18 protein-coding genes are annotated in these 22,839 nt (G+C 73.1%); 6 read left to right on the top strand and 12 right to left on the bottom strand.

Translation table 11 applies throughout. The features are described from left to right. The first annotated feature begins 43 nt into the window (after positions 1-43). The 3 genes from ACFWB8_RS13115 (at position 44) to ACFWB8_RS13105 (ending at position 4,622) form a co-directional block, all read left to right on the top strand. Positions 44-964, top strand: a complete 921-nt coding sequence (locus tag ACFWB8_RS13115) for a hypothetical protein (RefSeq protein ID WP_385225307.1) — start codon at positions 44-46, stop codon at positions 962-964. A 390-nt stretch (positions 965-1,354) separates the two neighbouring features. Further along, complete coding sequence (locus tag ACFWB8_RS13110) at positions 1,355-3,196, top strand: glycoside hydrolase family 15 protein (protein WP_385225305.1); 1,842 nt, start codon at positions 1,355-1,357, stop codon at positions 3,194-3,196. A 31-nt stretch (positions 3,197-3,227) separates the two neighbouring features. Then, entirely contained in the window at positions 3,228-4,622 is a 1,395-nt protein-coding gene (locus ACFWB8_RS13105; RefSeq protein ID WP_385225448.1) for an MFS transporter, read from the top strand. A gap of 272 nt (positions 4,623-4,894) precedes the next feature. Here the strand turns inward: ACFWB8_RS13105 and ACFWB8_RS13100 are convergent, their stop codons facing one another. Together ACFWB8_RS13100 and ACFWB8_RS13095 are read right to left on the bottom strand one after the other, a co-directional pair. Then, positions 4,895-5,767, bottom strand: a complete 873-nt coding sequence (locus tag ACFWB8_RS13100) for an alpha/beta fold hydrolase (protein ID WP_385225303.1) — start codon at positions 5,765-5,767, stop codon at positions 4,895-4,897. Between the two features lie 416 nt (positions 5,768-6,183). Beyond that, complete coding sequence (locus tag ACFWB8_RS13095) at positions 6,184-6,876, bottom strand: metal-dependent transcriptional regulator (protein WP_385225301.1); 693 nt, start codon at positions 6,874-6,876, stop codon at positions 6,184-6,186. A gap of 224 nt (positions 6,877-7,100) precedes the next feature. Here ACFWB8_RS13095 and ACFWB8_RS13090 point away from each other — a divergent pair, with 224 nt between their 5' ends. Then, the gene (locus ACFWB8_RS13090) at positions 7,101-7,856 is read left to right on the top strand and encodes an SIS domain-containing protein (RefSeq protein ID WP_385225299.1); all 756 of its coding nucleotides are present in this window, start codon (positions 7,101-7,103) and stop codon (positions 7,854-7,856) included. Here ACFWB8_RS13090 and ACFWB8_RS13085 read toward each other — a convergent pair. The 3 genes from ACFWB8_RS13085 to pdxH all read right to left on the bottom strand — a co-directional run bounded on the left by ACFWB8_RS13085 (position 7,853) and on the right by pdxH (position 10,736). Next, positions 7,853-9,163 carry a PAS domain-containing protein gene (locus tag ACFWB8_RS13085; RefSeq protein WP_385225297.1) on the bottom strand — a complete coding sequence of 437 codons (1,311 nt, stop codon included), beginning with the start codon at positions 9,161-9,163 and terminating at the stop codon, positions 7,853-7,855. The genes ACFWB8_RS13090 and ACFWB8_RS13085 overlap by 4 nt on opposite strands. A 120-nt stretch (positions 9,164-9,283) precedes the next feature. Further along, positions 9,284-9,823: a PH domain-containing protein gene (locus ACFWB8_RS13080; RefSeq protein WP_385225295.1), complete on the bottom strand. Its 540-nt coding sequence runs from the start codon at positions 9,821-9,823 to the stop codon at positions 9,284-9,286. 289 nt (positions 9,824-10,112) lie between these two features. Next, complete coding sequence (pdxH, locus tag ACFWB8_RS13075; protein ID WP_385225445.1) at positions 10,113-10,736, bottom strand: pyridoxamine 5'-phosphate oxidase; 624 nt, start codon at positions 10,734-10,736, stop codon at positions 10,113-10,115. A 241-nt stretch (positions 10,737-10,977) separates the two neighbouring features. Between pdxH and ACFWB8_RS13070 the strand changes: the two genes are divergently transcribed. Next, positions 10,978-12,084 carry a citrate synthase 2 gene (locus ACFWB8_RS13070; protein WP_385225293.1) on the top strand — a complete coding sequence of 369 codons (1,107 nt, stop codon included), beginning with the start codon at positions 10,978-10,980 and terminating at the stop codon, positions 12,082-12,084. A 60-nt stretch (positions 12,085-12,144) separates the two neighbouring features. Here ACFWB8_RS13070 and ACFWB8_RS13065 read toward each other — a convergent pair whose 3' ends face one another. The 7 genes from ACFWB8_RS13065 to ACFWB8_RS13035 all read right to left on the bottom strand — a co-directional run bounded on the left by ACFWB8_RS13065 (position 12,145) and on the right by ACFWB8_RS13035 (position 20,822). After that, the gene (locus ACFWB8_RS13065; protein ID WP_385225291.1) at positions 12,145-12,780 is read right to left on the bottom strand and encodes a TetR/AcrR family transcriptional regulator; all 636 of its coding nucleotides are present in this window, start codon (positions 12,778-12,780) and stop codon (positions 12,145-12,147) included. After that, positions 12,768-13,505 (bottom strand): enoyl-CoA hydratase family protein, encoded by a 738-nt coding sequence (locus ACFWB8_RS13060; RefSeq protein ID WP_385225289.1) that lies wholly within the window; start codon positions 13,503-13,505, stop codon positions 12,768-12,770. Before ACFWB8_RS13060 ends, ACFWB8_RS13065 begins: the two co-directional genes overlap by 13 nt. Positions 13,506-13,515: 10 nt before the next feature. Further along, positions 13,516-14,685 carry an acyl-CoA dehydrogenase family protein gene (locus tag ACFWB8_RS13055; RefSeq protein WP_385225287.1) on the bottom strand — a complete coding sequence of 390 codons (1,170 nt, stop codon included), beginning with the start codon at positions 14,683-14,685 and terminating at the stop codon, positions 13,516-13,518. Then, positions 14,682-16,610, bottom strand: coding sequence for a biotin carboxylase N-terminal domain-containing protein (locus ACFWB8_RS13050; protein WP_385225443.1), 1,929 nt, complete (start codon positions 16,608-16,610; stop codon positions 14,682-14,684). Before ACFWB8_RS13050 ends, ACFWB8_RS13055 begins: the two co-directional genes overlap by 4 nt. Positions 16,611-16,618: 8 nt before the next feature. After that, positions 16,619-18,217 carry an acyl-CoA carboxylase subunit beta gene (locus tag ACFWB8_RS13045; RefSeq protein ID WP_385225285.1) on the bottom strand — a complete coding sequence of 533 codons (1,599 nt, stop codon included), beginning with the start codon at positions 18,215-18,217 and terminating at the stop codon, positions 16,619-16,621. Then, positions 18,214-19,929 (bottom strand): acyclic terpene utilization AtuA family protein, encoded by a 1,716-nt coding sequence (locus tag ACFWB8_RS13040; RefSeq protein WP_385225441.1) that lies wholly within the window; start codon positions 19,927-19,929, stop codon positions 18,214-18,216. The genes ACFWB8_RS13045 and ACFWB8_RS13040 overlap by 4 nt, the downstream gene beginning before the upstream one ends. A 92-nt stretch (positions 19,930-20,021) precedes the next feature. Then, positions 20,022-20,822, bottom strand: a complete 801-nt coding sequence (locus ACFWB8_RS13035) for a TIGR03084 family metal-binding protein (RefSeq protein WP_385225283.1) — start codon at positions 20,820-20,822, stop codon at positions 20,022-20,024. A gap of 335 nt (positions 20,823-21,157) precedes the next feature. On the opposite strand from ACFWB8_RS13035, the gene ACFWB8_RS13030 reads away from it, so the two are divergent. Further along, complete coding sequence (locus ACFWB8_RS13030) at positions 21,158-22,801, top strand: CocE/NonD family hydrolase (protein WP_385225281.1); 1,644 nt, start codon at positions 21,158-21,160, stop codon at positions 22,799-22,801. Positions 22,802-22,839 lie beyond the last annotated feature (38 nt).

The following is a 22,839-nucleotide window of genomic DNA, read 5'->3' as shown; positions in this document are numbered from 1 at the left end:
TTCGGCCGGCGTAGGCCGCCGGAGTCCCCCGAGGTGAACACCCATGGCTGTTGGCGAACCGCCCGTCGTGTGGAGCCTGACCGAAGCGGACGCGCACGCCGGATGGCGGGCGTTGTCGTGGAGCGCGGGACCGGACGGCGAGCTCGCCGTCCTGCTGGTCCAGCGTCACCACCTGAGCCCGAGCGAGTACGTCAAGGGCTGGCCCGGGTGGGGCACGGCGAACCCCTTCGACGCCGAGCTCGTCATCGTCCCCGCGCGGGGGCCCGAGCGGCGCATACCGGTCGACGGCATCGGGCTCCGGCCCACACACCTCGCGCTGCTCCCGCGGTCGCGCTTCCTCCTCGCGTCGGGCCGCGCCGGGCAGGACGCCGACGGCACCTGGCGCGACAACGCCGTGGTGTACTCCCCCGAAGGCCGGCCCGAAGCGGCGCTGTGCCTCGGCGACGACATCGCGGCGCTGGTCAGCGACGCCCGCGGCGGCACCTGGACCGCCTACGGGGACGAGGGCATCTTCGGGGCCCACCCGCAGTCCCGGGAGGGCCTGGCGGGCTGGAACACCGCCGGCGCGGCCACCTGGGTTCCGCCGCACCGCTTCCCCGAAGGGCCGGTGCACGGCCTCACGGCCGCCACGCAAGGCCCGTACGCCTGGCTGGCCTGGAGCCACCCCCGAGGCACCTTCCTGACCCGGATCGATCCCGCCACCGGCTTGGCCGCCGGCTACCGCTGCCCGTTGCGGTACGTGGACGGGCTGGCCGTACGGGGCGACCGCGCGGTGCTGAGCCGCCGGGAGCACGACGAGCCGTTCACCGAGCTGGTCCGCGTGGACCTGGTCGACGGTGAGTGCGTGATCACCGACCGGCAGCGGGTGCCGCTGCCCGGCCGCGTGGTGATGCAGTGCGGCCAGGGCAGGGACGGCACGCTCTGGCTCCGCGCGGGCGACGCGTGGGTCCGGATCGAGGTCTGATCCGGACCCGGCTCGATGCGCCGCGAGGCAGCGTTGGCGGCCCGCGGGGCTCGGCTCACGGGCGGACGAGCACACCGCCGTACGCGGGCCGGGCACCATGCACGCCCCCCGAAGCCACTGACCTGGCCACCAGCGGAGTCACCCCGTGCGGTCGCCGCGCGTCATCCGGCTGTGCCGGAGATCTGACGGCAGAATGCGCCTGAGGGTCTTGGTGTAGGCGCCGTCGGAGTCGCATCTCGTTGGGCTGTGTGATCGGCCGGCCGAACAGGCAGGCCGTGTCGGGTCGCGGGTCCGGGTCTCTCGGGCTGGAGGTTCCCCGAGGGCACGCCCTGATGTTCCCGTCCAGGCGTCGCACGCCGCTGGGGCTTCAACGGACGACGGGAGATTCTTTTGAGCGCCTACCCGGCGATCGCCGATCACGGGATGGTCGGTGACCTCCAGACGGCCGCGTTGGTGTCCTCCGACGGGACGATCGACTGGTGGTGCACGCCGCGGTTCGATTCGCCCAGCGTGTTCGCCTCGCTGCTGGACAGCGAACGCGGAGGTTACTGCCGGCTGTCCGCCCATCTGCCCGGCGGATCGGAGCCGGTGGTCCGCCAGCTGTATCTCTCCGATACCGCCGTCCTGGTGACCCGTTTCATGGCGCCGGGCGGCGTCGGCGAGGTCGCCGACTTCATGACCCCCCTGACCACCGGGACGCCGACGGACCGGCACCGCCTGGTGAGGGTGGTGCGGGTGGTGCGGGGCAGCATGGACTTCCGCCTGACCTGCCGGCCGCGGTTCGACTACGGCCGCGCCTCGCACACCCTGGAGCGGACCGGTGAGGCGGCCGCGGTCTTCCACGGCCCCGGCACCGACCTGCACCTGCAGGTCGCCGGGCCCTTCGTGCTCCACCCCGATGACGACGACCTCACCGCCCGCTGCACCCTCACCGCCGGGCAGACCGCCGCCGTGATCCTGACCTCCGATGCGAGCGGCGCCGCCGCCCCGGCACAGCTGACACCCGAGGACATCCGGGCGGAGCTGGATGCGTGCCGGAGGTTCTGGCACGGGTGGTTGCGCTCCTCCACCTACCGCGGCCGGTGGCGCGACATCGTCAACCGCTCCGCGATCACCCTCAAACTGCTCACCTACGCCCCCACCGGCGCTCCTATCGCCGCCGCCACCATGGGGCTGCCCGAGCAGGTCGGCGGCGAACGCAACTGGGACTACCGCTACACATGGGTCCGTGACTCCTCCCTGGCCGTCGGGGCGCTGTCCGACCTCGGGTTCACCGAAGAGGCCGCAGCATTCCGCGGATGGCTGCGCGATCGCCTGGAGGCCGGCGGGACCGCCTCGGGCGAGCCTCTGCAGATCATGTACCGGATCGACGGGGACCCCCACCTGACCGAGGAAGTCCTGGACCACTTGGAGGGCTACGAGGGCTCGGCCCCGGTCCGGGCGGGCAACGGAGCCGCCGACCAGATCCAGCTCGACATCTACGGCGAGGCCGCCGACGCCCTGGCCCAAGCGGGAGAGATGGGAGGAATCCGCGGCTGGAAGGCGTTCGCCGACGTGCTGGACTGGCTCGCCGACCACTGGGACCGGCCCGACGAGGGCATCTGGGAGACCCGCGGCGGGCAACAGGAATTCACCTACAGCCGCCTGATGACCTGGGTCGCCTTCGACCGCGGCATCAAACTCGCCACCCTCCACTCCCGGCCCGCCGACACCGCCCGCTGGGCGCAGGCGCGCGACGCCGTCTTCCGGCAGATCGTCGAACGCGGCTGGAACGATCAGCGGCAGGCATTCGTCCAGCACTACGCCACGGATGTCCTGGACGCCTCCCTGCTGCTGATGCCTCGCGTCGGATTCCTCTCTCCCACGGACCCGGCCTGGCTCAGCACCCTGGACGCCATGGAGCAGGAGCTCGTCAGCGACAGCCTTGTCTACCGGTACAACCCCGAGGCGTCCCCGGACGGACTGCGCGGCTCCGAGGGCACCTTCAACCTCTGCAGCTTCCTGTACGTCGAGGCACTGGCCCGCTCGGGCCGCCTTCACCAGGCCCACTACGCCTTCGACAAGATGCTGACCTACGCCAACCACGTCGGCCTGTTCGCCGAGGAGATCGGCCCGTCCGGCGAACAGCTCGGCAACTTCCCCCAGGCATTCACCCACCTCGCGCTGGTCGCCGCGGCCATCGCCCTCGACGAGCACCTCGACCAGGCAGAACGCGGTGGCGCCGGTGAGTGACACTGCCCCGACCGCGCGGACGCCCGGCGGCATGCGGCGGGTCATCGCCCCGCTCGCCCTCGCCCAGTTCATCTGCAGCTTCGCCGGCTCGAACATGAACGTGATGATCAACGACATCAGCGAAGACCTCGACACCACCGTGCAGGGCGTCCAAGTCGCGATCACCATCTTCCTACTGGTGATGGCCGCCCTGATGATCCCCGGCGGCAAACTGACCGACCGCTACGGCCGCAAACGGTGCCTGCTCACCGGCCTCGTCGTCTACGGCGTCGGCGCACTGCTCAGCGCCGTCGCACCGGGCCTGGGCGTCCTCATCCTGGGCAACTCGATCCTCGAAGGTGTCGGCACCGCCCTGCTCATCCCGCCCGTCTACATCCTCACCACACTGCTCTTCACCGACACAACCTCACGCGCCCGGGCGTTCGGGACGATCATGGCGCTCGGAGGAATCGGCGCCGCGGCCGGCCCGCTGATCGGCGGGCTCATCACCTCGGCCCTGAGCTGGCGGGCTGCCTTCGTGTTCCAGGCCCTGGTGATCGTCGTCATCATCGTCCTCAGCCGCCGCATCGAGGACCCCCTCCCGCCGGACCCGACCCGTCCCTTCGACACCGTCGGCACCGTCCTGTCCGCCGTCGGCCTCGTCCTGGTCGTCACCGGGATCCTGGCCGCCGACGACAACGGCTGGCTGATGCTCGCCCTCCTCGCCCTCGGCGCGCTCTTCCTGGCCGCCTTCTTCCGCTGGGTCCGGGCCCGGGAACGCGCCGGCAAGGAACCACTGCTCTCCACCAGCCTGTTCCGCATCCGCACCTCCAACCTCGGACTCGTCACCCAGAACGCCCAGTGGCTGCTCCTGATGGGGGTGTCTTTTACCGTCGCCTCCTATCTCCAGGTCGTCCGCGGATACGACGCGATCCAGACCGGCGTGATCTTCACGGCGGCCACCCTCGGAATCCTCGTCTCCTCCCTAGCAGCCGAACGCCTCGCCAAGCGCCACGCCCAGCGCACCCTCATCCTCACGGGATTCGTCACCACGATCGCCGGCATCGTCGTCCTGACCGTGGTGGTCGGCGGCTCACCCAGCCCCTGGGCCTTCGCGCCCGGACTGCTCCTCATCGGCCTCGGCCTCGGCGTGATGCTCACCCCCTCGGTCAACATCGTCCAGTCGAGCTTCACCGAGGCTCAGCAGGGCGAGATCTCCGGCCTGTCCCGCAGCGTCTCCAACCTCGGCTCCTCCCTCGGCACTGCGATCGCCGGCACCATCCTCGTCGCCGGCCTCACCAGCCACGCCTACGCCGCCGCGATGATCACCCTGGCAGCCGTCGGACTCATCGGCCTCACCGCCGCCGTGCTCCTCCCCCACCACCCGCCACACACCCCCGCCCCCACCGGCCAACAAGCCTCACCGAGCCCGACCAGCGATGAGTGAGGAAGAGGTCGCCTGCGGCGAAACTGCGGGTCAGTCTCCCTACCGGCCGGCCGCGCCTAGCTCGGGCACCACGTCGCCCTCCTTTGACCGGCGCGGTGCGGGTGAGCGCGGCGTACGCGGTCGGGCCCGTCGCGCCCAGCGGGCCACGGCCGTCCACGCCGACGGCCGCGCGACCCCGCCCGCCGCGCACGACATCCCGTAACCCCTGCCGGACGGACCGGGCCCGGCTCTGCCGCGGCGGGCGGCTCGGGGCGGCGTGTCAGGGGGCCGTGTCAGGGGGCGTCGGCCTTGACTCCGTCCAGGAAGGGTTCCAGGGCCGCGCGCCAGGCGGCCGGCTGGTCGTAGTGGAGGTAGTGGCCGGCGTCGGGGATCTCCGCGTACTGCCCCGCCGGCAGGACGCGGACCATCTCCTGGGCCTCGGCGCGGCCCAGTTCGCCGTCCAGGCCCCGGACGACCAGGGTCGGGCAGCGGACCTGCGCCAGCTCCTCCCAGTGGGCGTCGTGCACCCAGGTCTCGCGGGCCGTGAGCATCTGGCGCCGGGAGAAGACGGGGCGCCACCCGTCGTCGGCCTGGTGCATGACCTCGGCGAAGAACGCTCCGCGGCCGGGGTCGGGCCGCTCCACGCGGGGGTCGTCCTCGCCGAACCAGCGGCGGGCCGCGTCCTGGGTGGGGAACGGCAGCGGCCAGCGGTGGAACCACTCCTCCCACTCCTGCTGGGAGGCCGCCCCGAGGGCGGAGGCGCGCATGTCGCAGATGACCAGGGCCGCCACGAGGTCGGGGCGGCGGGCGGCGAGCTGCCAGGCGGTGAGGGCTCCCATGGAGTGGCCGATGAGGGTCACGGGGGCCAGGCCGAGCTGCTCGACGGCGGCTTCGGCATCGGCCACGAAGGCCTCGCGGCCCAGGGCGGTCGTGAGGGCCGGGCCGGTGGCGGGGCGCTCGCTCTGGCCGTGGGCGCGCTGGTCGAGGGCCACGACGCGGCGGCGCTCGCCGAGCCAGCGGGCGGTTCCGGCCCAGTGGAAGGCGCGGCCCATCAGACCGTGGAGTAAGAGCACGCCGGGGGCACCCGCCGGAGCGGGCGGTTCCCTGAACTCCCATGCTGCCAGGCGTACGCCGTCGGCCCCTGTGACATCGAAGCGCTGTACCACCGCAGATGCACCCCCTTCGCTCCCGGCCACAGTATCGAACCCGCATTCGAAAACGGGGTTCTCGCCGGCTACACCGCTCTTTCGAGTGACCTTGCTCAAGGATTGGCTGCCCCGGCCGATGGAGATCCTTTCAACAGGGAGGCGGGCCGCTCGGGGAAGACGGTCCGAAGGGGATGACCTTGAGAGCTCGGGGCTCCAGGTCACACAGGGGAGGACTGGTCCCGGCGCCGCAAGGCGTCGGGACCACCCACACCACATCACACAGCATCCGGCCGCAGCGACCCCGTCGGATTCACTCGTACGGGCGGTCCCGCGGCCCGTCCGTACGTCCGTACGTCAATCCCCGGCATTCCGGCGGCGGTGCGGGCTCCGCTCCCGGCCCCCGCCCCCGGCTCCGCTCCCGGTTCCGCCCCAGGTCAGCGCTTCGCGACGAACACGTGCGAGGCGACGACCGCATCCAGCTCGGCGGCCTCGCCACCGCTGCCGACCAGCACACCGCCGGGCGACTCGGTCACGCTCACCACCGAACCGGGCTGCACACCCGCCCGCCGCAGCGTGTACATCAGCTGCGCGTCCGTCTGGATCGGCTCCCCGATCCGGCGCACGACCACCGTCTTGCCCTCGGCGCCCGGGTCCAGCTCCGACAGGCTGACCATGCCGTCCTCCAGGAACGGATCCGCCTCGGCCTTCTCGCCCAGTTCCTCCAGCCCCGGGATCGGGTTTCCGTACGGCGACTCGGTCGGGTGGCGCAGCAGTTCCAGCACCCGCCGCTCCACCGCCTCGCTCATCACGTGCTCCCAGCGGCAGGCCTCTGCGTGCACCTGCTCCCACTCCAGGCCGATGACGTCGACGAGCAGGCACTCGGCGAGCCGGTGCTTGCGCATCACGCGCGTCGCCAGCCGGCGCCCCTCCTCGGTCAGCTCCAGGTGACGGTCGCTGGCCACCGCCACCAGGCCGTCCCGCTCCATCCGCGCCACCGTCTGGCTCACCGTCGGGCCGCTCTGGTCGAGCCGCTCGGCGATACGGGCGCGCATGGGGACCACGCCTTCCTCTTCCAGCTCGAGGATGGTGCGGAGATACATCTCCGTGGTATCGATCAGTCCGGACATTCGTGCCCCTCGGATTGCGTGCGCTGGCCCTGCCCCCAATTCTGACGCATCGGGCCGACAACCGTCCCGTGCCGAGGGTCAAGGCCGTTCCAGGACGTCTTGCGGCGCCTTCGGCCACGGGATTGACGTCCGTATTGACAGGCCGTTGGTCCAGACCGCACGGTGAGCGGCGGACACGGACGACGACGCATCCATCTGCACCCCACCCGGAAGGCCTTCGGCGTATGAGCGAGAGCAAGCTGGCCGGTCAGTTCTTCGACGCCGCCATCGGGCTGCTGGAACGGGTGCGGGACGAGGAGTCCTCGCACATCAGCGAGGCCGGTGTCGTCATCGCGGACGCCGTGGCCGCCGGCAACAAGCTCTTCGCCTTCGGGGCCGGGCACTCCTCCCTCCCCGCCCAGGACGTGGTCTACCGGGCCGGCGGGCTCGCCCTCATGAACTTCCTCGCCGTCCCCGGCACCGCGGGCATCGACATCATGCCCGCCACCCTCGGAAGCGCACTGGAGCGCGTGGACGGGCTCGCCGGAGCCGTACTGGACAGCAGCCCGGCCTCCGACGGCGACGTCCTCGTGATCATCTCCCTCTCCGGGCGCAACGCCCTGCCGGTCGAGATGGCCATGAACGCCCGCGCCATCGGCCTCAAGGTCATCGGCGTGACCTCGGTGGCGTACGCGACCGGGACCAGGTCGCGGCACGTGTCCGGAACCTTCCTCAAGGACCACTGCGACATCGTCCTCGACAGCAAGATCGCGGTCGGCGACGCCGAGCTGAGCCTCGACGGCATCGAGGCCCCCTTCGCCCCCGCCTCCACCGTGGTGACCAGCGCGATCATGCAGGCGGTCATGGCCGCCGCGGCCGGCGAGCTGGCCGCCCGCGGGCTGGAGCCGCCGCTGCTGCGCTCGGGCAACGTCGACGGCGGCCACGAGTGGAACGGCCGCGTGATGCAGGAGTACGGCGACCGGATCTTCTTCCGCCACTAGTCAGCGCCCCGGGTCGCCAGGTCCAGGTCGGCCGCGACGCGGGCCGCGACCTCCTCCGCGTACGCCGCGTCCGCCCGTTCGAAGGCGGCCCGCGAGGGTCCGCGCAGGAACGTCAGCGCGCCCAGGGTCCGGCCCCGGCTGCGCAGCACCACGCACAGCCCGTGCACCGCGCCCTGCGGCCACTGCCGGGACCGCGCCCACTCGTCGGCCGCCTCGCCGCGCGGCCCGCTGGTGCGCACGGAGCCGGACCGTTCCAGCGCCTGCAGCACCGGGTGGCCGGCCTCGTACCGTACGGGGATCGACCCCGGCGCCGGGAACCCGGGCGGGGACGCGGCCGACCGTACGAGCCGCGGCCGGTCGGGGTCGCCGGGCCGCTCCAGTACGTCGAGCAGTGCGTGCTCGGCGAAGCCGGCCAGGGCGAAGTCCAGCCGTACGGAGGCCGCCTCGGCCGGGTCCTCGCACTCGGCGGCCGCCCGGCCCGCGCGGTGCAGCTGGTGCGAGCGGAACCGCAGTTGCGCGGTGTCCAGTTCCGCCCGGCGGGCCTCGGTGACGTCCTGGAACAGCAGGGCGACCCCGAGCGGTACGGGTTCCTCCGCGAGCGGCGAGGCCAGCCGCAGGAAGCCGCACCGCCAGCACCGCCGCCGCACCCCCTCGGGGGTGCGCACGGACACCCACAGCTCCACGGGTTTGGGCGGCGCGCCCTCGGCCAGCACGTGCTGGAGGGCGCCCTCCAGCTCCTCGACGCCCTGGGTCAGCAGGTCCCCGAGGGGCCGCCCGAGCAGCGCGGTGCGCCCGGAGGCGAGGGCGCGGGCGGCGTGCGCGTTGACCGCCGCCGGGCGCAGGTCCACGTCGACGAGGACGACGCCCCACGAGGCGTCGTCCATCAGCGCCTCGCTGAGGGCGATGGACCGCTCGAGGTCGATCTGCGCGTGGACCGCGCTGAAGGCGCAGTACACCCCGGCGGGCTTGCCGTCGGCGCCGGGCACTCCGGCGGACTGGGTCCGCACCAGGACGCGGCCGCCGCTCTTGGTCAGCAGCGCGAACTCGTGGACCTGCCGTCCCGGCACGTCCTGGGCGGCCATGAGTCTGTCCTGTACGTCCAGCGCGTCGGCGGCCCGTACGGCCCACCCCGCGAACCCCTTGCGTCCCACGGCCTCGGCCGCGGACCACCCCAGGATCCGCTCGGCCTCGCGGTTCCAATGGGTGATCACGCCGTCGGCGTCGAACGCGCACAGGGCGGCGTCCATCCCGTCGAGCAGCGCTGCGAGCAGATCGTCGGCGGTCTCACTACGTCCGGAAGCACTCACCTGGCACCCCCTGCAGGTGTTCGCGTGTGCGGCACGTCAGATCATTGAACTGGAACGTGACCCAGCCCACACCCGCTTCCCGCAATCATCCCGGTTTGTCCCAGCTGCGGGGGTGGCGGATCAGCCGAAGGCAATGAGGCTGAGCACGATGGAGGCGCCGACCACGGCCGCGGCCGCGAGCCGGCCCGGCCATCCGGAGAGCGCCCGCAGGCGCCGCTCCCGGCGGGCTACGGCCCGGGCGATCCGCACCTGCGCGTCCGGATCCGGCTGCCACCCGGGCCCGCGCAGCTCGGCCCACACGGACCTGATGAAGGCGACCTCGGTACGGGCCGCGACGAGCTCCACGTCATCGACGCACGGCAGCAGCACCCGCTTGCCGTCGGCGAGGTAGACGTACGCCTGGACCCTCGGCGCACCCGCCGTCTGCAAGCGCTCGCGGACGGACTCGGCCCTGACGTCGCGCAGTTCGGCCCAGGGCAGCCGCCGGACGCGCAGGGGGCCGCGCACGGAGATCCCCTCGCGGTCGAGGGCGGTGAACCGGCGCGGCCGGGCGTACGCCGCGAACGCGACGAAGGCCGTCGGCAGGACGAAGGCCGTCACCCTGAACCAGACGGGCAGGCGCTCGGCGGTCGCCATCCGATCGCGCCCGCGAAGCTTCATTTGGCCCCCCTGGCCCGGCCGCCAGAATAAACAGTTGTGGGGCCCGGGAGGGGTGCCTAGGCTCTGGGGTACACGAGAAGGGAGGTGGTTCCCGAAATGTACGGAAACCGGACGCGTGAGGTGGCTGCGGGCTAAAGCGCCCGTCGTCGCACGCACCCAGTGCGGTGCCCGGCGGGAACGCCAGGCGCCAATCCCAAGCAGTCACCCGACCCGCGGGCTCGCCGGTACGTCCGGCCGGCTTCTCTCACTGCAGGAGAGAGACCAGAGCCCGCGGGTCGCCTGCGTTGCGTCAGGGGCAGAGCCGTTCGAGCCGCCACTTGTCGCCTTCGGCGACGTACCGCAGGCGGTCGTGCAGGCGGTTCTCGTGCCCCTGCCAGAACTCCACCGCGTCGGGAACGACCCGCACGCCGCCCCACTCCGGCGGGACCGGGACCTGCTCGCCCTCCGGGTAGCGCGCCTCGAGTTCCGCGTAGCGCCGGTCGAGTTCGGCGCGCGAGTCGATCACCCGGGACTGCTCGCTCGCCCACGCGCCCAGCTGGGAGCCGTGCGGCCGGGAGCGGAAGTACGCCGCGGTCTCGTCGCGGCCGATACGGGTGGCCGTGCCGGTCACGATGACCTGGCGGGCGATGGGGTGCCAGGGGAAGAGCAGCGAGACGTACGGGTTGGCGTCGATCTCCCGGCCCTTGCGGGAGCCGTAATTGGTGAAGAAGACGAAGCCCCGCTCGCCGAACTGCTTCAGCAGCACCGTGCGGGAGCTGGGCCGGCCGTCGGGGGTCGCGGTCGAGACGACCATCGCGTTGGGTTCGAAGAGGTGCGCGTCCGTCGCCTGGCGGAACCACTCGGCGAACTGCCTCAGGGGGTCCGCGGCGAGGCTGCCCTCGAAGACGATCTCCGAGCGGTACTGCTTGCGCATGACGGCGGGGTCAAGGTCCTGGGGGTCGGTCACCGGGCCATCCTGCCGCAGTATGACTGCCGGAGGTGTGCCGGACGTCACGCTTCCCCGCGCCATGCGGAACGGACAAAATCTTGAGGCCGGTCCGAGGGTTCCCGCGTGGGTGACCATCGGCCGTGCCGGGCATCAACGGGGATGACCGCGCCGGACCGCGAATCACGCCGGGAGCCGCGCGTGTTCGCACTATCTGAGGAGCCGCCGCATGTCCGACTTCGTACCCGGGCTCGAAGGGGTCGTCGCGTTCGAGACCGAGATCGCCGAACCGGACAAGGAAGGCGGTTCGCTGCGCTACCGCGGGGTCGACATCGAGGACCTCGTCGGGCACGTCTCGTTCGGGAACGTCTGGGGCCTGCTGGTCGACGGTGCGTTCAACCCCGGCCTGCCCGCCGCCGAGCCCTTCCCGATCCCCGTGCACTCCGGTGACATCCGCGTGGACGTCCAGTCCGCGCTCGCCATGCTCGCCCCCGTGTGGGGTCTGAAACCGCTCCTCGACATCGACGAGCGGACCGCCCGTGACGACCTGGCGCGGGCCGCCGTCATGGCGCTCTCGTACGTCGCCCAGTCCGCCCGCGGGCAGGGCCGGGCCATGGTGCCGCAGCGGGAGATCGACAAGGCCGGGTCCGTGGTCGAGCGGTTCATGATCCGCTGGCGCGGCGAGCCGGACCCGCGGCACGTCAAGGCCGTCGACGCGTACTGGACCTCCGCCGCCGAGCACGGGATGAACGCCTCGACGTTCACCGCGCGCGTCATCGCCTCCACCGGCGCCGACGTGGCGGCCGCGCTGTCCGGGGCCGTCGGCGCCATGTCCGGGCCGCTGCACGGCGGTGCGCCGTCGCGCGTGCTCGGCATGATCGAGGAGATCGAGCGCACCGGCGACGCCGTGGCGTACGTGAAGAAGGCCCTCGACAAGGGCGACCGGCTGATGGGCTTCGGGCACCGCGTGTACCGGGCCGAGGACCCCCGCGCCCGCGTGCTGCGGCGCACCGCCAAGGAGTTGGACGCCCCGCGCTACGAGGTCGCCGCCGCGCTGGAGAAGGCCGCGCTGGAGGAGCTGCACGCGCGCCGCCCCGACCGGGTGCTGGCGACCAACGTGGAGTTCTGGGCCGCGATCATGCTGGACTTCGCGGAGGTCCCGGCGCACATGTTCACCTCCATGTTCACCTGCGCCCGTACCGCCGGCTGGTCGGCGCACATCCTTGAGCAGAAGCGCACCGGCCGCCTGGTGCGCCCGTCCGCCCGCTACACCGGGCCGGGGGTCCGCAACCCGCGCGAGATCGAGGGCTACGCCGACATGGCGGAGACCGCCTGAGCCGGCGGCCCCGCCCCTTCCCGGGCTGACGTGCGCGGCGGCGGGCCGCCGCCGCCCGCCTCAGCCCAGGGTCGCGTCCAGGATCCGGGCCCACTGGGCGACGACCCGGGCGCGGCGGGCGGTGTCGTCGCTCAGCACGTTGGCCAGGCCCAGCCCCCGGGCCATGTCGAGCAGGCCCTGCACGGTCTCCCGTACGCCCGGTACGGACTCGTCCGCGCCCAGCAGCTCCACCGCGATGCGGTGGGTTTCGCGGCCCACCCGGGTCTCCAGTTCGGCGACCCGGGGCCGCAGCTGCTCCTCGTTGGAGGCGGCGACCCACAGTTGGAGCGCGGCCCGGAAGAGCACGCCCGTGTACATGTCGACCAGGGCTTCCACCACGGCGGGCCGGGGCGCCGGGCCGGCCTGGAACAGCTCGCGCAGGGCGGTGGAGCGCTCCTCGGCGACGTATTCGACGGCCGCGGTGAACAGGTCCTCGCGGGTCCGGAAGTGGTGCTGGGCCGCGCCGCGGGAGACTCCGGCGCGCTCGGCGACGACGGCGACGGTGGAGCCCGCCCAGCCGTGTTCCGCGAGGCAGGAGACGGCGGCGTCGAGGAGGTGGCGCCGGGTGACCCGGCTGCGGGCCTGCTTGGGGCCCTGGGCGGGGGCGGGGGCAGGCGTGGCGCCGGGGCCCGGGCCGGGGCCGGTCACAGTGCCCATGCGGGGTCCCGTCGTTCGAAGCGGGCGGTGATGCCTTCGCGGGCCTCGGCGGAGGCGAAGAGCCCCGCGGACAGCTCGGTGAGGCGGGCGCCGTCCCGGTCGAGGGCCTCGCGTACGGCGGCGGTGGTCAGGGCCTTGGTCTGCGCCAGGCCCTGCGGGGAGGCCTTGCGCAGGCCCGCGAGGACCGGCTCCAGGGCCTCGTCAACCTGCTCGGCGTGCAGGGTGAGCAGCCCAATGCGGGCGGCCTCGGCGGCGTCGAAGAGCTCGGCGGTCAGGAAGTAGCGGCCGGCGGCGCGCGCGTCGAGCCGCGGGAGCAGCGGGATCGAGATGACCGCGGGGGCCAGGCCCAGGTGGGTCTCGGTGAAGGCGTACGAGGACTGCGGCCCGGCGGCCGCGATGTCGCAGGCGCCGAGCAGCCCGAGGCCGCCCGCCCGGACGTGGCCGGTGACACGGGCGACGACGGGCCGGGGCAGCTCGGTGATCTCCCTGAGCAGGGCCAGGAAGTCGGCGGGGTCGCAGGGCGACTTGAGGTCGGCGCCCGCGCAGAAGGTGGTGCCGGTGTGGGTGAGGACGACGGCCCGGACCGCCGGGTCCGCGCCCGCCGCGGCGAGGGCTGCGCGCAGCTCGCCGACGAGGTCCGCGGACAGTGCGTTGCGGTTGGCCGGGGAGTCGAGCGTGAGCGTGGTGATCCCGCGGTGGTGCGCGGCTGCGACGGTCGGGGGCATGTCGTCCCTCCTAGTAGGACTTGGGCAAGCCCAGGGTCTGGTGCGAGACGAAGTTGAGGATCATCTCGCGGCTGACGGGCGCGATACGGGCCACCCGGGAGGCGGTGATGAGGCCGGCCAGGCCGTATTCGCGGGTGAGGCCGTTGCCGCCCAGGGTGTGGACGGACTGGTCCACCGCCCGAACGCAGGCCTCGGCGGCAGCGTACTTGGCCATGTTCGCGGCCTCGCCCGCGCCCATGTCGTCGCCCGCGTCGTAGAGGTGGGCGGCCTTCTGCATCATCAGGCGGGCGAGTTCCAGCTCGATGTGCGCGGCGGCGAGGGGGTGGGCGACGGCCTGGTGGCTGCCGATGGGCTCCTTCCACACCTGGCGGGTCTTGGCGTAGTCCACGGCTTTGGCCAGTGCGTGGCGGCCCATGCCGATGGCGAAGGCGGCGGTCATGATGCGTTCGGGGTTGAGGCCGGCGAAGAGCTGGAGCAGGCCCGCGTCCTCGTCGCCGACGAGGGCGTCGGCGGGGAGCCGGACCTCGTCCAGGACGAGCTCGAACTGTTTCTCCGCGGCCTGGAGTTCCATGTCGATGACCGACCGGGTGAAGCCCGGGGTGTCCCGCGGGACGATGAACAGGCAGGGCTTCAGGCGCCCGCTCTTGGCGTCCTCGGTGCGGCCGACGATGAGGGTGGCGTCGGCGATGTCCACGCCGGAGATGAAGACCTTGCGGCCGGTCAGCACCCACTCGTCGCCGTCGCGGCGGGCGGTGGTGGTGATGCGGTGGGAGTTGGAGCCCGCGTCGGGCTCGGTGATGCCGAAGGCCATCGTGCGGCTGCCGTCGGCGAGGCCGGGGAGCCAGGCCTGCTTCTGGGCCGCGGTGCCGAAGCGGGAGATGACCGTGCCGCAGATGGCGGGCGAGACCACCATCATCAGGAGGGGGCAGCCCGCGGCGCCCAGCTCTTCAAGGACGATGGACAGTTCGGCGATGCCGCCGCCTCCGCCGCCGTACTCCTCGGGCAGGTTGACCCCGAGGTAGCCGAGCTTGGCGGCGTCGGCCCACAGCTCGTCGGGGTGGCCGCCTTCGCGGGCGACGCGGGCGAGGTACTCGCGGCCGTAGCGCTGCCCGAGGGCGGCGACGGCGGCGCGCAGGGCCTTGTGCTCTTCGGTCTCGACGGTGCTGGTGGCGGAGCTCATGACGGCGTTTCCTCCTGGACTACGGCGAGCAGGGCGCCGAACTCGACCTGTTGGCCGGTGGCGGCGTGGAGCGCGGTGAGCGTGCCGGAGGCCGGAGCGAGGATGCGGTGCTCCATCTTCATGGCCTCCAGCCAGAGCAGGGGCTGCCCGGCGGTGACGGCGCTGCCGGGGGCGAGGCCCTCGGCGACGCGGACGACGGTGCCGGGCATGGGCGCGAGGAGGGAGCCGGGCTCGGTGCGGTCCTGGGGATCGGCGAACCGGGGCACGGGGACGAGGGTGTGGGAGCCGAGTGCGGAGTCGACGTAGATCTCGCGCACACCGGCGGTGTTCGAATTTTGTTTCACGTGGAACACCCGCCGGATTCCCTCGACTTCGAGGGTGACGAGCTCGGGGTTCGCGGCCAGGACCCGGACGCCGGGGTGGTCCAGGGGGTGGTAGCGGACCTCGTATGCGGTGCCGGCCGCGGTGTAGCGGCGGGTCTGCGGCTGGGAACGCAGGTTGCGCCAGCCGCCGAGGCGGGCGGCGAGGGGGGCCTCCGGGCCGGGGGCCGCTTCGGCGAGGGCGGCGGCGAGGGCCGACAGGGTGGTGGCCCGGCCGGCGTCGGGGGTGTCTTCGGTCAGCTCGGCGAGGTGACGTTCGTAGAAGCCGGTGTCGAGGCGTCCGGCGGTGAACTCCGGGTGCCGCAGGGACCGTACGAGGAGCTCGCGGTTGGTGGTGAGGCCGTGGATCCGGGCCCCGGCGAGGGCGTGGGCGAGGGCGCGCACGGCCTCGGCGCGGGTCGGGGCGTGCGCGACGACCTTGGCGAGCATCGGGTCGTAGTGGATGCCGACCGGATCCCCGTCGGCGAAGCCGGTGTCCACGCGGACCTCTCCGGGGACGGCGAGGGTGTGCAGTACGCCGGTCTGCGGACGCCAGTTCTGGGCGGGGTCCTCGGCGTACAGGCGGGCCTCGACGGCGTGGCCGGACGGCTGCGGGGGCGTGAGGGGCAGGGCCGCGCCCTCGGCGATCCGCAGTTGCAGGGCTACGAGGTCGAGCCCGAAGACGGCTTCGGTGACGGGGTGTTCCACCTGGAGGCGGGTGTTCATCTCCAGGAAGTACGGGCGGCCGTCGGCGGCGACGAGGAACTCGACGGTGCCCGCGCCCTGGTAGGAGACCGCACGGGCGGCGGCCACGGCGGCCTCGTGCAGGCTCGTGCGCAGCTGCTCGGGCAGGCCGGGCGCCGGAGCCTCCTCTATGACCTTCTGGTGGCGCCGCTGGAGGGAGCAGTCGCGGGTGCCGAGTGCCCAGACGGTGCCGTGCGCGTCGGCGAGGATCTGCACCTCGACGTGGCGGCCCCGTTCGACGTAGGGCTCGGCGAAGACCTCTCCGTCTCCGAAGGCCGAGCGGGCCTCCGCGGACGCGGCCTCCAGCTCCTCCTTCAGGGCATCGAGGTCCCGTACGACGCGCATCCCGCGGCCGCCGCCGCCCGCCGCGGCTTTCAGGAGCAGCGGCAGGTCCGCGCCGGTGGCGGTGGCCGGGTCGACGGGCTCCAGGAGGGGCACCCCGGCGGCGCGCATCAGTTCCTTGGCGCGGGTCTTGGAGGCCATGGCCTCGATGGCCTCGGGGGGCGGGCCGATCCAGGTCAGACCCGCGGCCAGGACCTCGCGGGCGAATCCGGCGTTCTCGGAGAGGAAGCCGTAGCCGGGGTGGACGGCGTCGGCGCCCGCGGCGAGGGCGGCCTTGATGATCAGGTCGCCGCGCAGGTAGGTGTCGGCGGGGGCCGCGCCGGGCAGGCGTACGGCCGCGTCGGCGTCGCGTACGTGCAGGGCGTTCTCGTCGGGGTCGGAGTGGACGGCGACGGTGGCCACGCCCTGGGCGCGGGCGGTGCGGAAGATACGGACGGCGATCTCGCCCCGGTTGGCGACGAGGAGGGAGGTGATGGTCATGGGGGCGCTCACATCCGGAAGATGCCGAAGCCGCCACGGGCGCCCTCGACGGGGGCGTTGTGGACGGCCGACAGGCACAGGCCGAGGACGGTTCGGGTGTCGCGGGGGTCGATGATCCCGTCGTCGTACAGCCGTCCGGACAGGAAGGTCGGCAGGGACTCGGACTCGATCTGTGCCTCCACGAAGGCGCGCATGCCGGCGTCGGCCTCGTCGTCGTACGGCTGCCCCTTCGCGGCGGCGGACTGCCGGGCCACGATGGAGAGGACTCCGGCGAGCTGCTGGGGTCCCATGACGGCGGACTTGGCGCTGGGCCAGGCGAAGAGGAACCGGGGCTCGAAGGCGCGGCCGCACATGCCGTAGTGGCCGGCCCCGTAGCTCGCGCCGATGAGGACGGACAGGTGCGGGACGCGGGAGTTGGAGACCGCGTTGATCATCATCGAGCCGTGCTTGATGATGCCGCCCTGTTCGTACTCCTTGCCGACCATGTAGCCGGTGGTGTTGTGGAGGAAGAGCAGCGGGATGTCGCGCTGGTTGGCGAGCTGGATGAACTGGGCGGCCTTCTGCGACTCGGCGCTGAACAGCACGCCCTGGGCATTGGCGAGGATGCCCACCGGGTAGCCGTGCAGCTCGGCCCAGCCGGTGACCAGGCTGGTGCCGTAGAGGGGCTTGAACTCGTCGAAGTCGGAGCCGTCGACGATGCGGGCGATGACCTCGCGGGGGTCGAAGGGGGTCTTGAGGTCGGCGGGGACGATGCCGAGGAGTTCCTCGGGGTCGTACGCCGGCTCCTCGGCCTGCGGCGGGTCCTGGCGGGCCCTGCGGTGGTTCAGGCGGGCCACGACGCGGCGGGCCCGGCGGATGGCGTCGTGCTCGTCGAGGGCGTAGTAGTCGGCGAGACCGGAGGTGCGGGCGTGCATGTCGGCGCCGCCGAGGGACTCGTCGTCGCTCTCCTCGCCGGTGGCCATCTTGACGAGCGGCGGACCGCCGAGGAACACCTTCGACCGGTCCTTGATCATGATGGTGTGGTCGGACATCCCCGGGATGTACGCGCCTCCGGCGGTGGAGTTGCCGAAGACGACGGCGATGGTGGGGATGCCCTCGGCCGAGAGGCGGGTGAGGTCGCGGAAGATCGCGCCGCCCGGGATGAAGATCTCCTTCTGGGAGGGGAGATCGGCGCCGCCGGACTCGACGAGGCTGATGCAGGGCAGGCGGTTCTGGCGGGCGATCTCGTTGGCCCGCAGGGCCTTCTTCAGGGTCCAGGGGTTGCTCGCTCCGCCGCGGACGGTGGGGTCGTTGGCGGTGACCAGGCACGCGACGCCCTCGACGGTGCCGATGCCGGTCACCATGGAGGCGCCGACGGGGTAATCACTGCCCCAGGCCGCGAGCGGGGACAGCTCCAGGAAGGGCGTGTCCGGGTCGAGGAGCAGCTCGATGCGCTCGCGGGCCAGGAGCTTGTCGCGCTGCTTGTGGCGGGCGGTGTACTTCTCGCCGCCGCCCTGCAGGGCCTTGGCGTGTTCGGCGTCGAGGGCGGCGAGGCGTTCCAGGGCGGCGGCCCTGTGGGCGACGTGTTCGGGGCCGCGGGTGTCGACGCTGCTGCCGAGCCGGGTCATGGGCCGACCTCCGGGTCGGGGAGAAGGTGGACGGGGATGTCGAGGTGGCGGGCGCGGAGCCATTCGCCGAGTGCTTTGGCCTGGGGATCGAAGCGGTGGCCCGCGGCCACGCCGTCGCCGAGGATGCCTTCGACTGTGAAGTTCAGGGCGCGCAGGTGCGGGAGGGGGTGGCGGGTGACGGGGAGACCGGAGGTCTCGGGGAGCAGGGTGCGGAAGGTTTCCACCGTGAGGGTGGCTTGCAGCCAGTGCCAGGCGGCGTCCGTCTCGACCCAGAGGCCGACGTTGGCGTCGCCGCCCTTGTCGCCGCTGCGGGCCCCGGCCACCGCCCCCAGCGGGGCGCGGCGGCTCGGCACCGGGGCTTCGTCCCGGACCCCTTCGGGGGCTCCGCCCCCGGACCCCCGCGCCTCAAACGCCGGCGGGGCTGGGTGTACGCCGAGCACAGCCGGCGGCGCTGGGTGTGCGGTGAGCTCCGCCGGCGGGGATGAGGTGGTACCCGGCCGCGGTGGCGGCGCCACCGATACGCGCGTCCCGTCGGGCAGGACCGCCACGTGGGCGACCGAGGACGCCGGGACGAAGCCCGCGCTGAAGACCCCGTACGGCTGGGCCGGGCCGGGCGGGGAGGTGACGTGGAAGCCCGGGTAGCTGCCCAGGGCCAGTTCCACGGCCGCCGAGGTCAGGGCGCGGCCCACGCGGTCCGGGGAGGGGTCGCGGACCACCAGGCGCAGCAGCGCGCTCGCGGTCTCCTCGGTCGCCGCGTCCTCGTGGTCCGTGCGGGACAGGGTCCAGTCGGCCGACGCCACTCCCTCCAGCAGCTCCGACAGCTGCCCCCGCACCAGTGCGGCCTTGGCCTCGATGTCCAGGCCGGTCAGGACGAAGACCACCTCGTTGCGCCAGCCGCCGATGCGGGTGACGCCCACCTTGAGGCAGGACGGCGGGGGTTCGCCCTGGACTCCCGTGACGGCGACCCGGTCCCGGCCCGCCCGGGTCAGGCGGACCGTGTCCAGGCGGGCCGTCACGTCCGGGCCGAGGTAGCGGACGCCCTGGGTCTCGTACAGCAGTTGGGCGGTGACCGTACCCGTCGTGACCGTCCCGCCCGTGCCCGGGTGCTTGGTGATCACCGCCGAGCCGTCCTCGGAGATCTCGGCCAGCGGGAAGCCCGGCCGGGACACGTCGTGCCGGGTGAAGAAGGCGTAGTTGCCGCCCGTGGCCTGGGTGCCGCATTCCAGTACGTGGCCCGCCACCACCGCGCCCGCCAGCCGGTCGTGGTCGTCGGGAGCCCAGTCGAACCACCAGGCCGCCGGGCCGCTGACCAGCGCCGCGTCCGTGACCCTGCCGGTCACCACCACGTCGGCGCCCGCGCGCAGGCAGGCCGTGATCCCGGCGCCGCCGAGGTAGGCGTTCGCGGTGAGCGCGCCCTCCGCGTACGGCATGAGGTCGTCGCCCTCGACGTGCGCGACCGAGACGGGGACGCCCAGCTTCGCCGCGAGTTCGCGTACGGCCGCGGCGAGCCCGGCCGGGTGGAGGCCGCCCGCGTTCGCGACGATCCGCACGCCCCGCTCGTGCGCGAGGCCCAGGCTTTCCTCCAACTGCCGCAGGAAGGTCTTGGCGTAGCCCAGTTCCGGGTTCTTCAGCCGGTCGCGGCCCAGGATCAGCATGGTCAGCTCGGCCAGGTAGTCCCCGGTCACCACGTCCAGCGGGCCGCCGGTCAGCATCTCGCGCAGTGCGCTGAAGCGGTCGCCGTAGAAACCCGACGCGTTGCCGATGCGCAGGGGCCTTCGCGGGTCCGGCCGGCGCGGGTCCCGCGTCACCGCGAGGACCCCGGCGCGCGGCCCGGGCCGGCCGGGCCCGCGAAGGCCTGGGCGATGTCCAGCCAGCGGTCGGCGTCGGCTCCGGTGGCCGTCAGGGCCAGGTCGGCGCGGTGCGCCCGCTGGGTCACGAGCAGGCAGAAGTCCAGCGCCGGGCCCGTGATGCGCTGCGGAGCGTCCTCGGGGCCGTACGCCCACGCCCCCGCGCCGTCGGGGGCGGTCAGCTCCACCCGGAACTGCTCGGCAGGCGCGGGCAGTCCGCGTACCGCGTAGGCGTAGTCCCGGGCCCGTACGCCGATGCGGGCCACGTGCCGCAGCCGCGCCGTCGGGGTGCGGCGCACGCCCAGCGCGTCGGCGACGTCCTGGCCGTGCGCCCAGGTCTCCATGAGGCGGGCCGACGCCATCGAGGCGGCCTTCATCGGCGGCCCGTACCAGGGGAAGCGGGTGTCGGGCGAGGCTGCGGCGAGCGCCTCGTCGAGGGCATCGCGGCCGGCCCGCCAGCGGGCGAGCAGCTCGGCGGGCGACAGCGCGGCGCCCTCCTCGGCCCCCTCGTCGACGAAGGAGTCGGGGGCCGCCAGGGCCTCCTCGACCATGGCGGCGAAGCCGGGGGCGTCGGTGAGGGAGAGCAGCGCGGCCCGGTCGGTCCAGTACAGGTGGGCGATCTGGTGGGCGACGGTCCAGCCGGTCGCGGGAGTGGGCTTCGCCCAGCCCGGATCGGACAACTCCCCCACCAGGGCATCGAGTTCCCGTCCCTCCTCGCGGAGATCTGCGAAGACGGTGACGGCGGACGGATCGGGCACGGTGCGCTCCCCTCTCGGCGTGAGGGGAAGACTGGCAGCCTCCGAGAAAACAATCAAGCGTGCTTGCATGATTTTCTGCTCTTCGGAAACTTCGCGCCACCGGCCGCAACTCGCCTCGCCGCGGCCTGAATTGAGAGTCGCGCTGGTGTCCGCGGGGCCGGCCGGGTGCCGCGGAAGGAGCGCAGGGGGCGATTCAGGCCGTAAGCCGGAAACTCGCGATACGTCACCGGATGTCCCGTCGATACTGGGCGTTCCGCTCCGGGCCCGGGCGGCGCCCGACACCGCGCACCAGCGTCCATGTCACTCGACCGACTCGACGATGAGGATGAACTGACGTGACTCCAGCCGCCTTCTCCGCCTCCTCCTCCGGCCCGGCCTCCTTCTCCCTCTATCCCGAACTCGACGCGACCACCCTCGGCGCCTTCGTCACCGCCCTGGAGACCGGGGACGTCACCGGCCTCGCCCCCGCCCGCGCCGCCGACGTCGCGGACGTCCGGTCCGTCGCCGTCTTCGGCCGCGCCAAGGTGCCCGGCGCCGACGGGGACCTGCTCGACGCCGCACTGTGGCGGCACACCGGGAGCGGACCGCGCCCGGTGATCGTGATGCCCTCGCCGTGGACGAGCCTGGGCTGGCTCGTGTACGCGGTCCAGGCGAGCATCTTCGCGGCGCGCGGCTACAACGTCCTCGCCTACACCGCCCGGGGGTTCGCCGCCTCCGAAGGCATGGTGGACGTCGCGGGGCCGCTCGACATCGCCGACGGCAGCCGGGCGCTGGAGTACGTCGTCGGGCGCACCGCCGGGCCGGTGACGAAGGTCGGCTTCCTCGGGGACTCGTACGGCTCCGGCATCAGCCAGCTCGTCGCCGCGCACGACACCCGCGTGGACGCCGTGGCGGCCCTGAGCACCTGGGGCGATCTCGGGGAGGCGTTCTACGAGAACTCCACGCGCCACCTGGCCGCCGTGGAGGCGCTGCTCGCCGCGGCCGCGAAGGCGCGGCTGAGCCCTCAGACGCAGGCCGTCTTCGAGAACGTCCTCGCCAACCGCGACGTCGAGGGCACGCTGCGGTGGGCGGAGCCGCGCTCGCCCTTCACCCACATCAAGGAGCTCAACCGCCGCCAGGTGCCGGTCTTCTTCGCGCAGGCCTGGCACGAGACGCTCTTCCCCGGCAACCAGACCCTGCGGATGTTCAACGAGCTGACCGGCCCCAAGCGGATCGACCTCTCCATCGGCGACCACTCCGGCCCCGAGATGAGCGGCATGCTCGGGCTGCCCAACCGGATCTGGACGGACGCCCACCGCTGGTTCGACCACCACCTCAAGGACGTCGACAACGCCATCGCCGAGGAGGGGCAGGTGCTGAGCGAGGTCATGTGGAACCAGACCCTGGAAGCCCGCCCCGCCTGGAGCGCGGTGACCCGGGACGTCCGCAGGCTGTTCCTGACCGGCGACGGGGAACTCGCCCCGGACCCGGAGGCCGGCTGGAGCGCGGGCGTGCTGTGCGGTGTGGACACCCCGGCGACCGTCGCCGACGCCGTGGTGACGGGCGGCTTGGCGGAGCTGGCCGGGCGCCCGAAGGCGTACCCGACCGGCGACATCGACCGCACCGTGGCCGCGGTGTGGGCCTCGGCGCCGGGCGAGGAGGTCACCCGGCTGCGCGGCATACCCCGGCTGCGGGTGACGTACCGGGCGGCGAACCCCGGGTCCACCTTCGTCGCGTACCTCTTCGACGTGGGCCCCGACGGCACGGCCCACATCATCACGCACGCCCCGTACACCGACCTCGACTCGGCGCCGGACAGCCTGATCAGCGCGGACCTCGACCTCCAGGCCACGGGGTACGACGTACCGCGCGGGCACAGGGTGGCGCTGGTGGTGGACGGGCGCGACCCGTTCTACGGGGACGCCAACCTGCCGCGCGCGACGCTGGCGTTCACCTCGCCCGAGGCCACGCCGTCGTACGTGGACCTGCCGCTCGGGTGACGACGTCCGTGCCCGCGCCCCGCCGCTCCCCCGTGGGC

Source organism: Streptomyces sp. NPDC060031 (genome assembly GCF_042736805.1).
Taxonomy (GTDB): domain Bacteria; phylum Actinomycetota; class Actinomycetes; order Streptomycetales; family Streptomycetaceae; genus Streptomyces.
The sequence above is the reverse complement of the archived record's forward strand: the minus strand, read 5'-3'. Positions and strand labels throughout refer to the sequence as shown.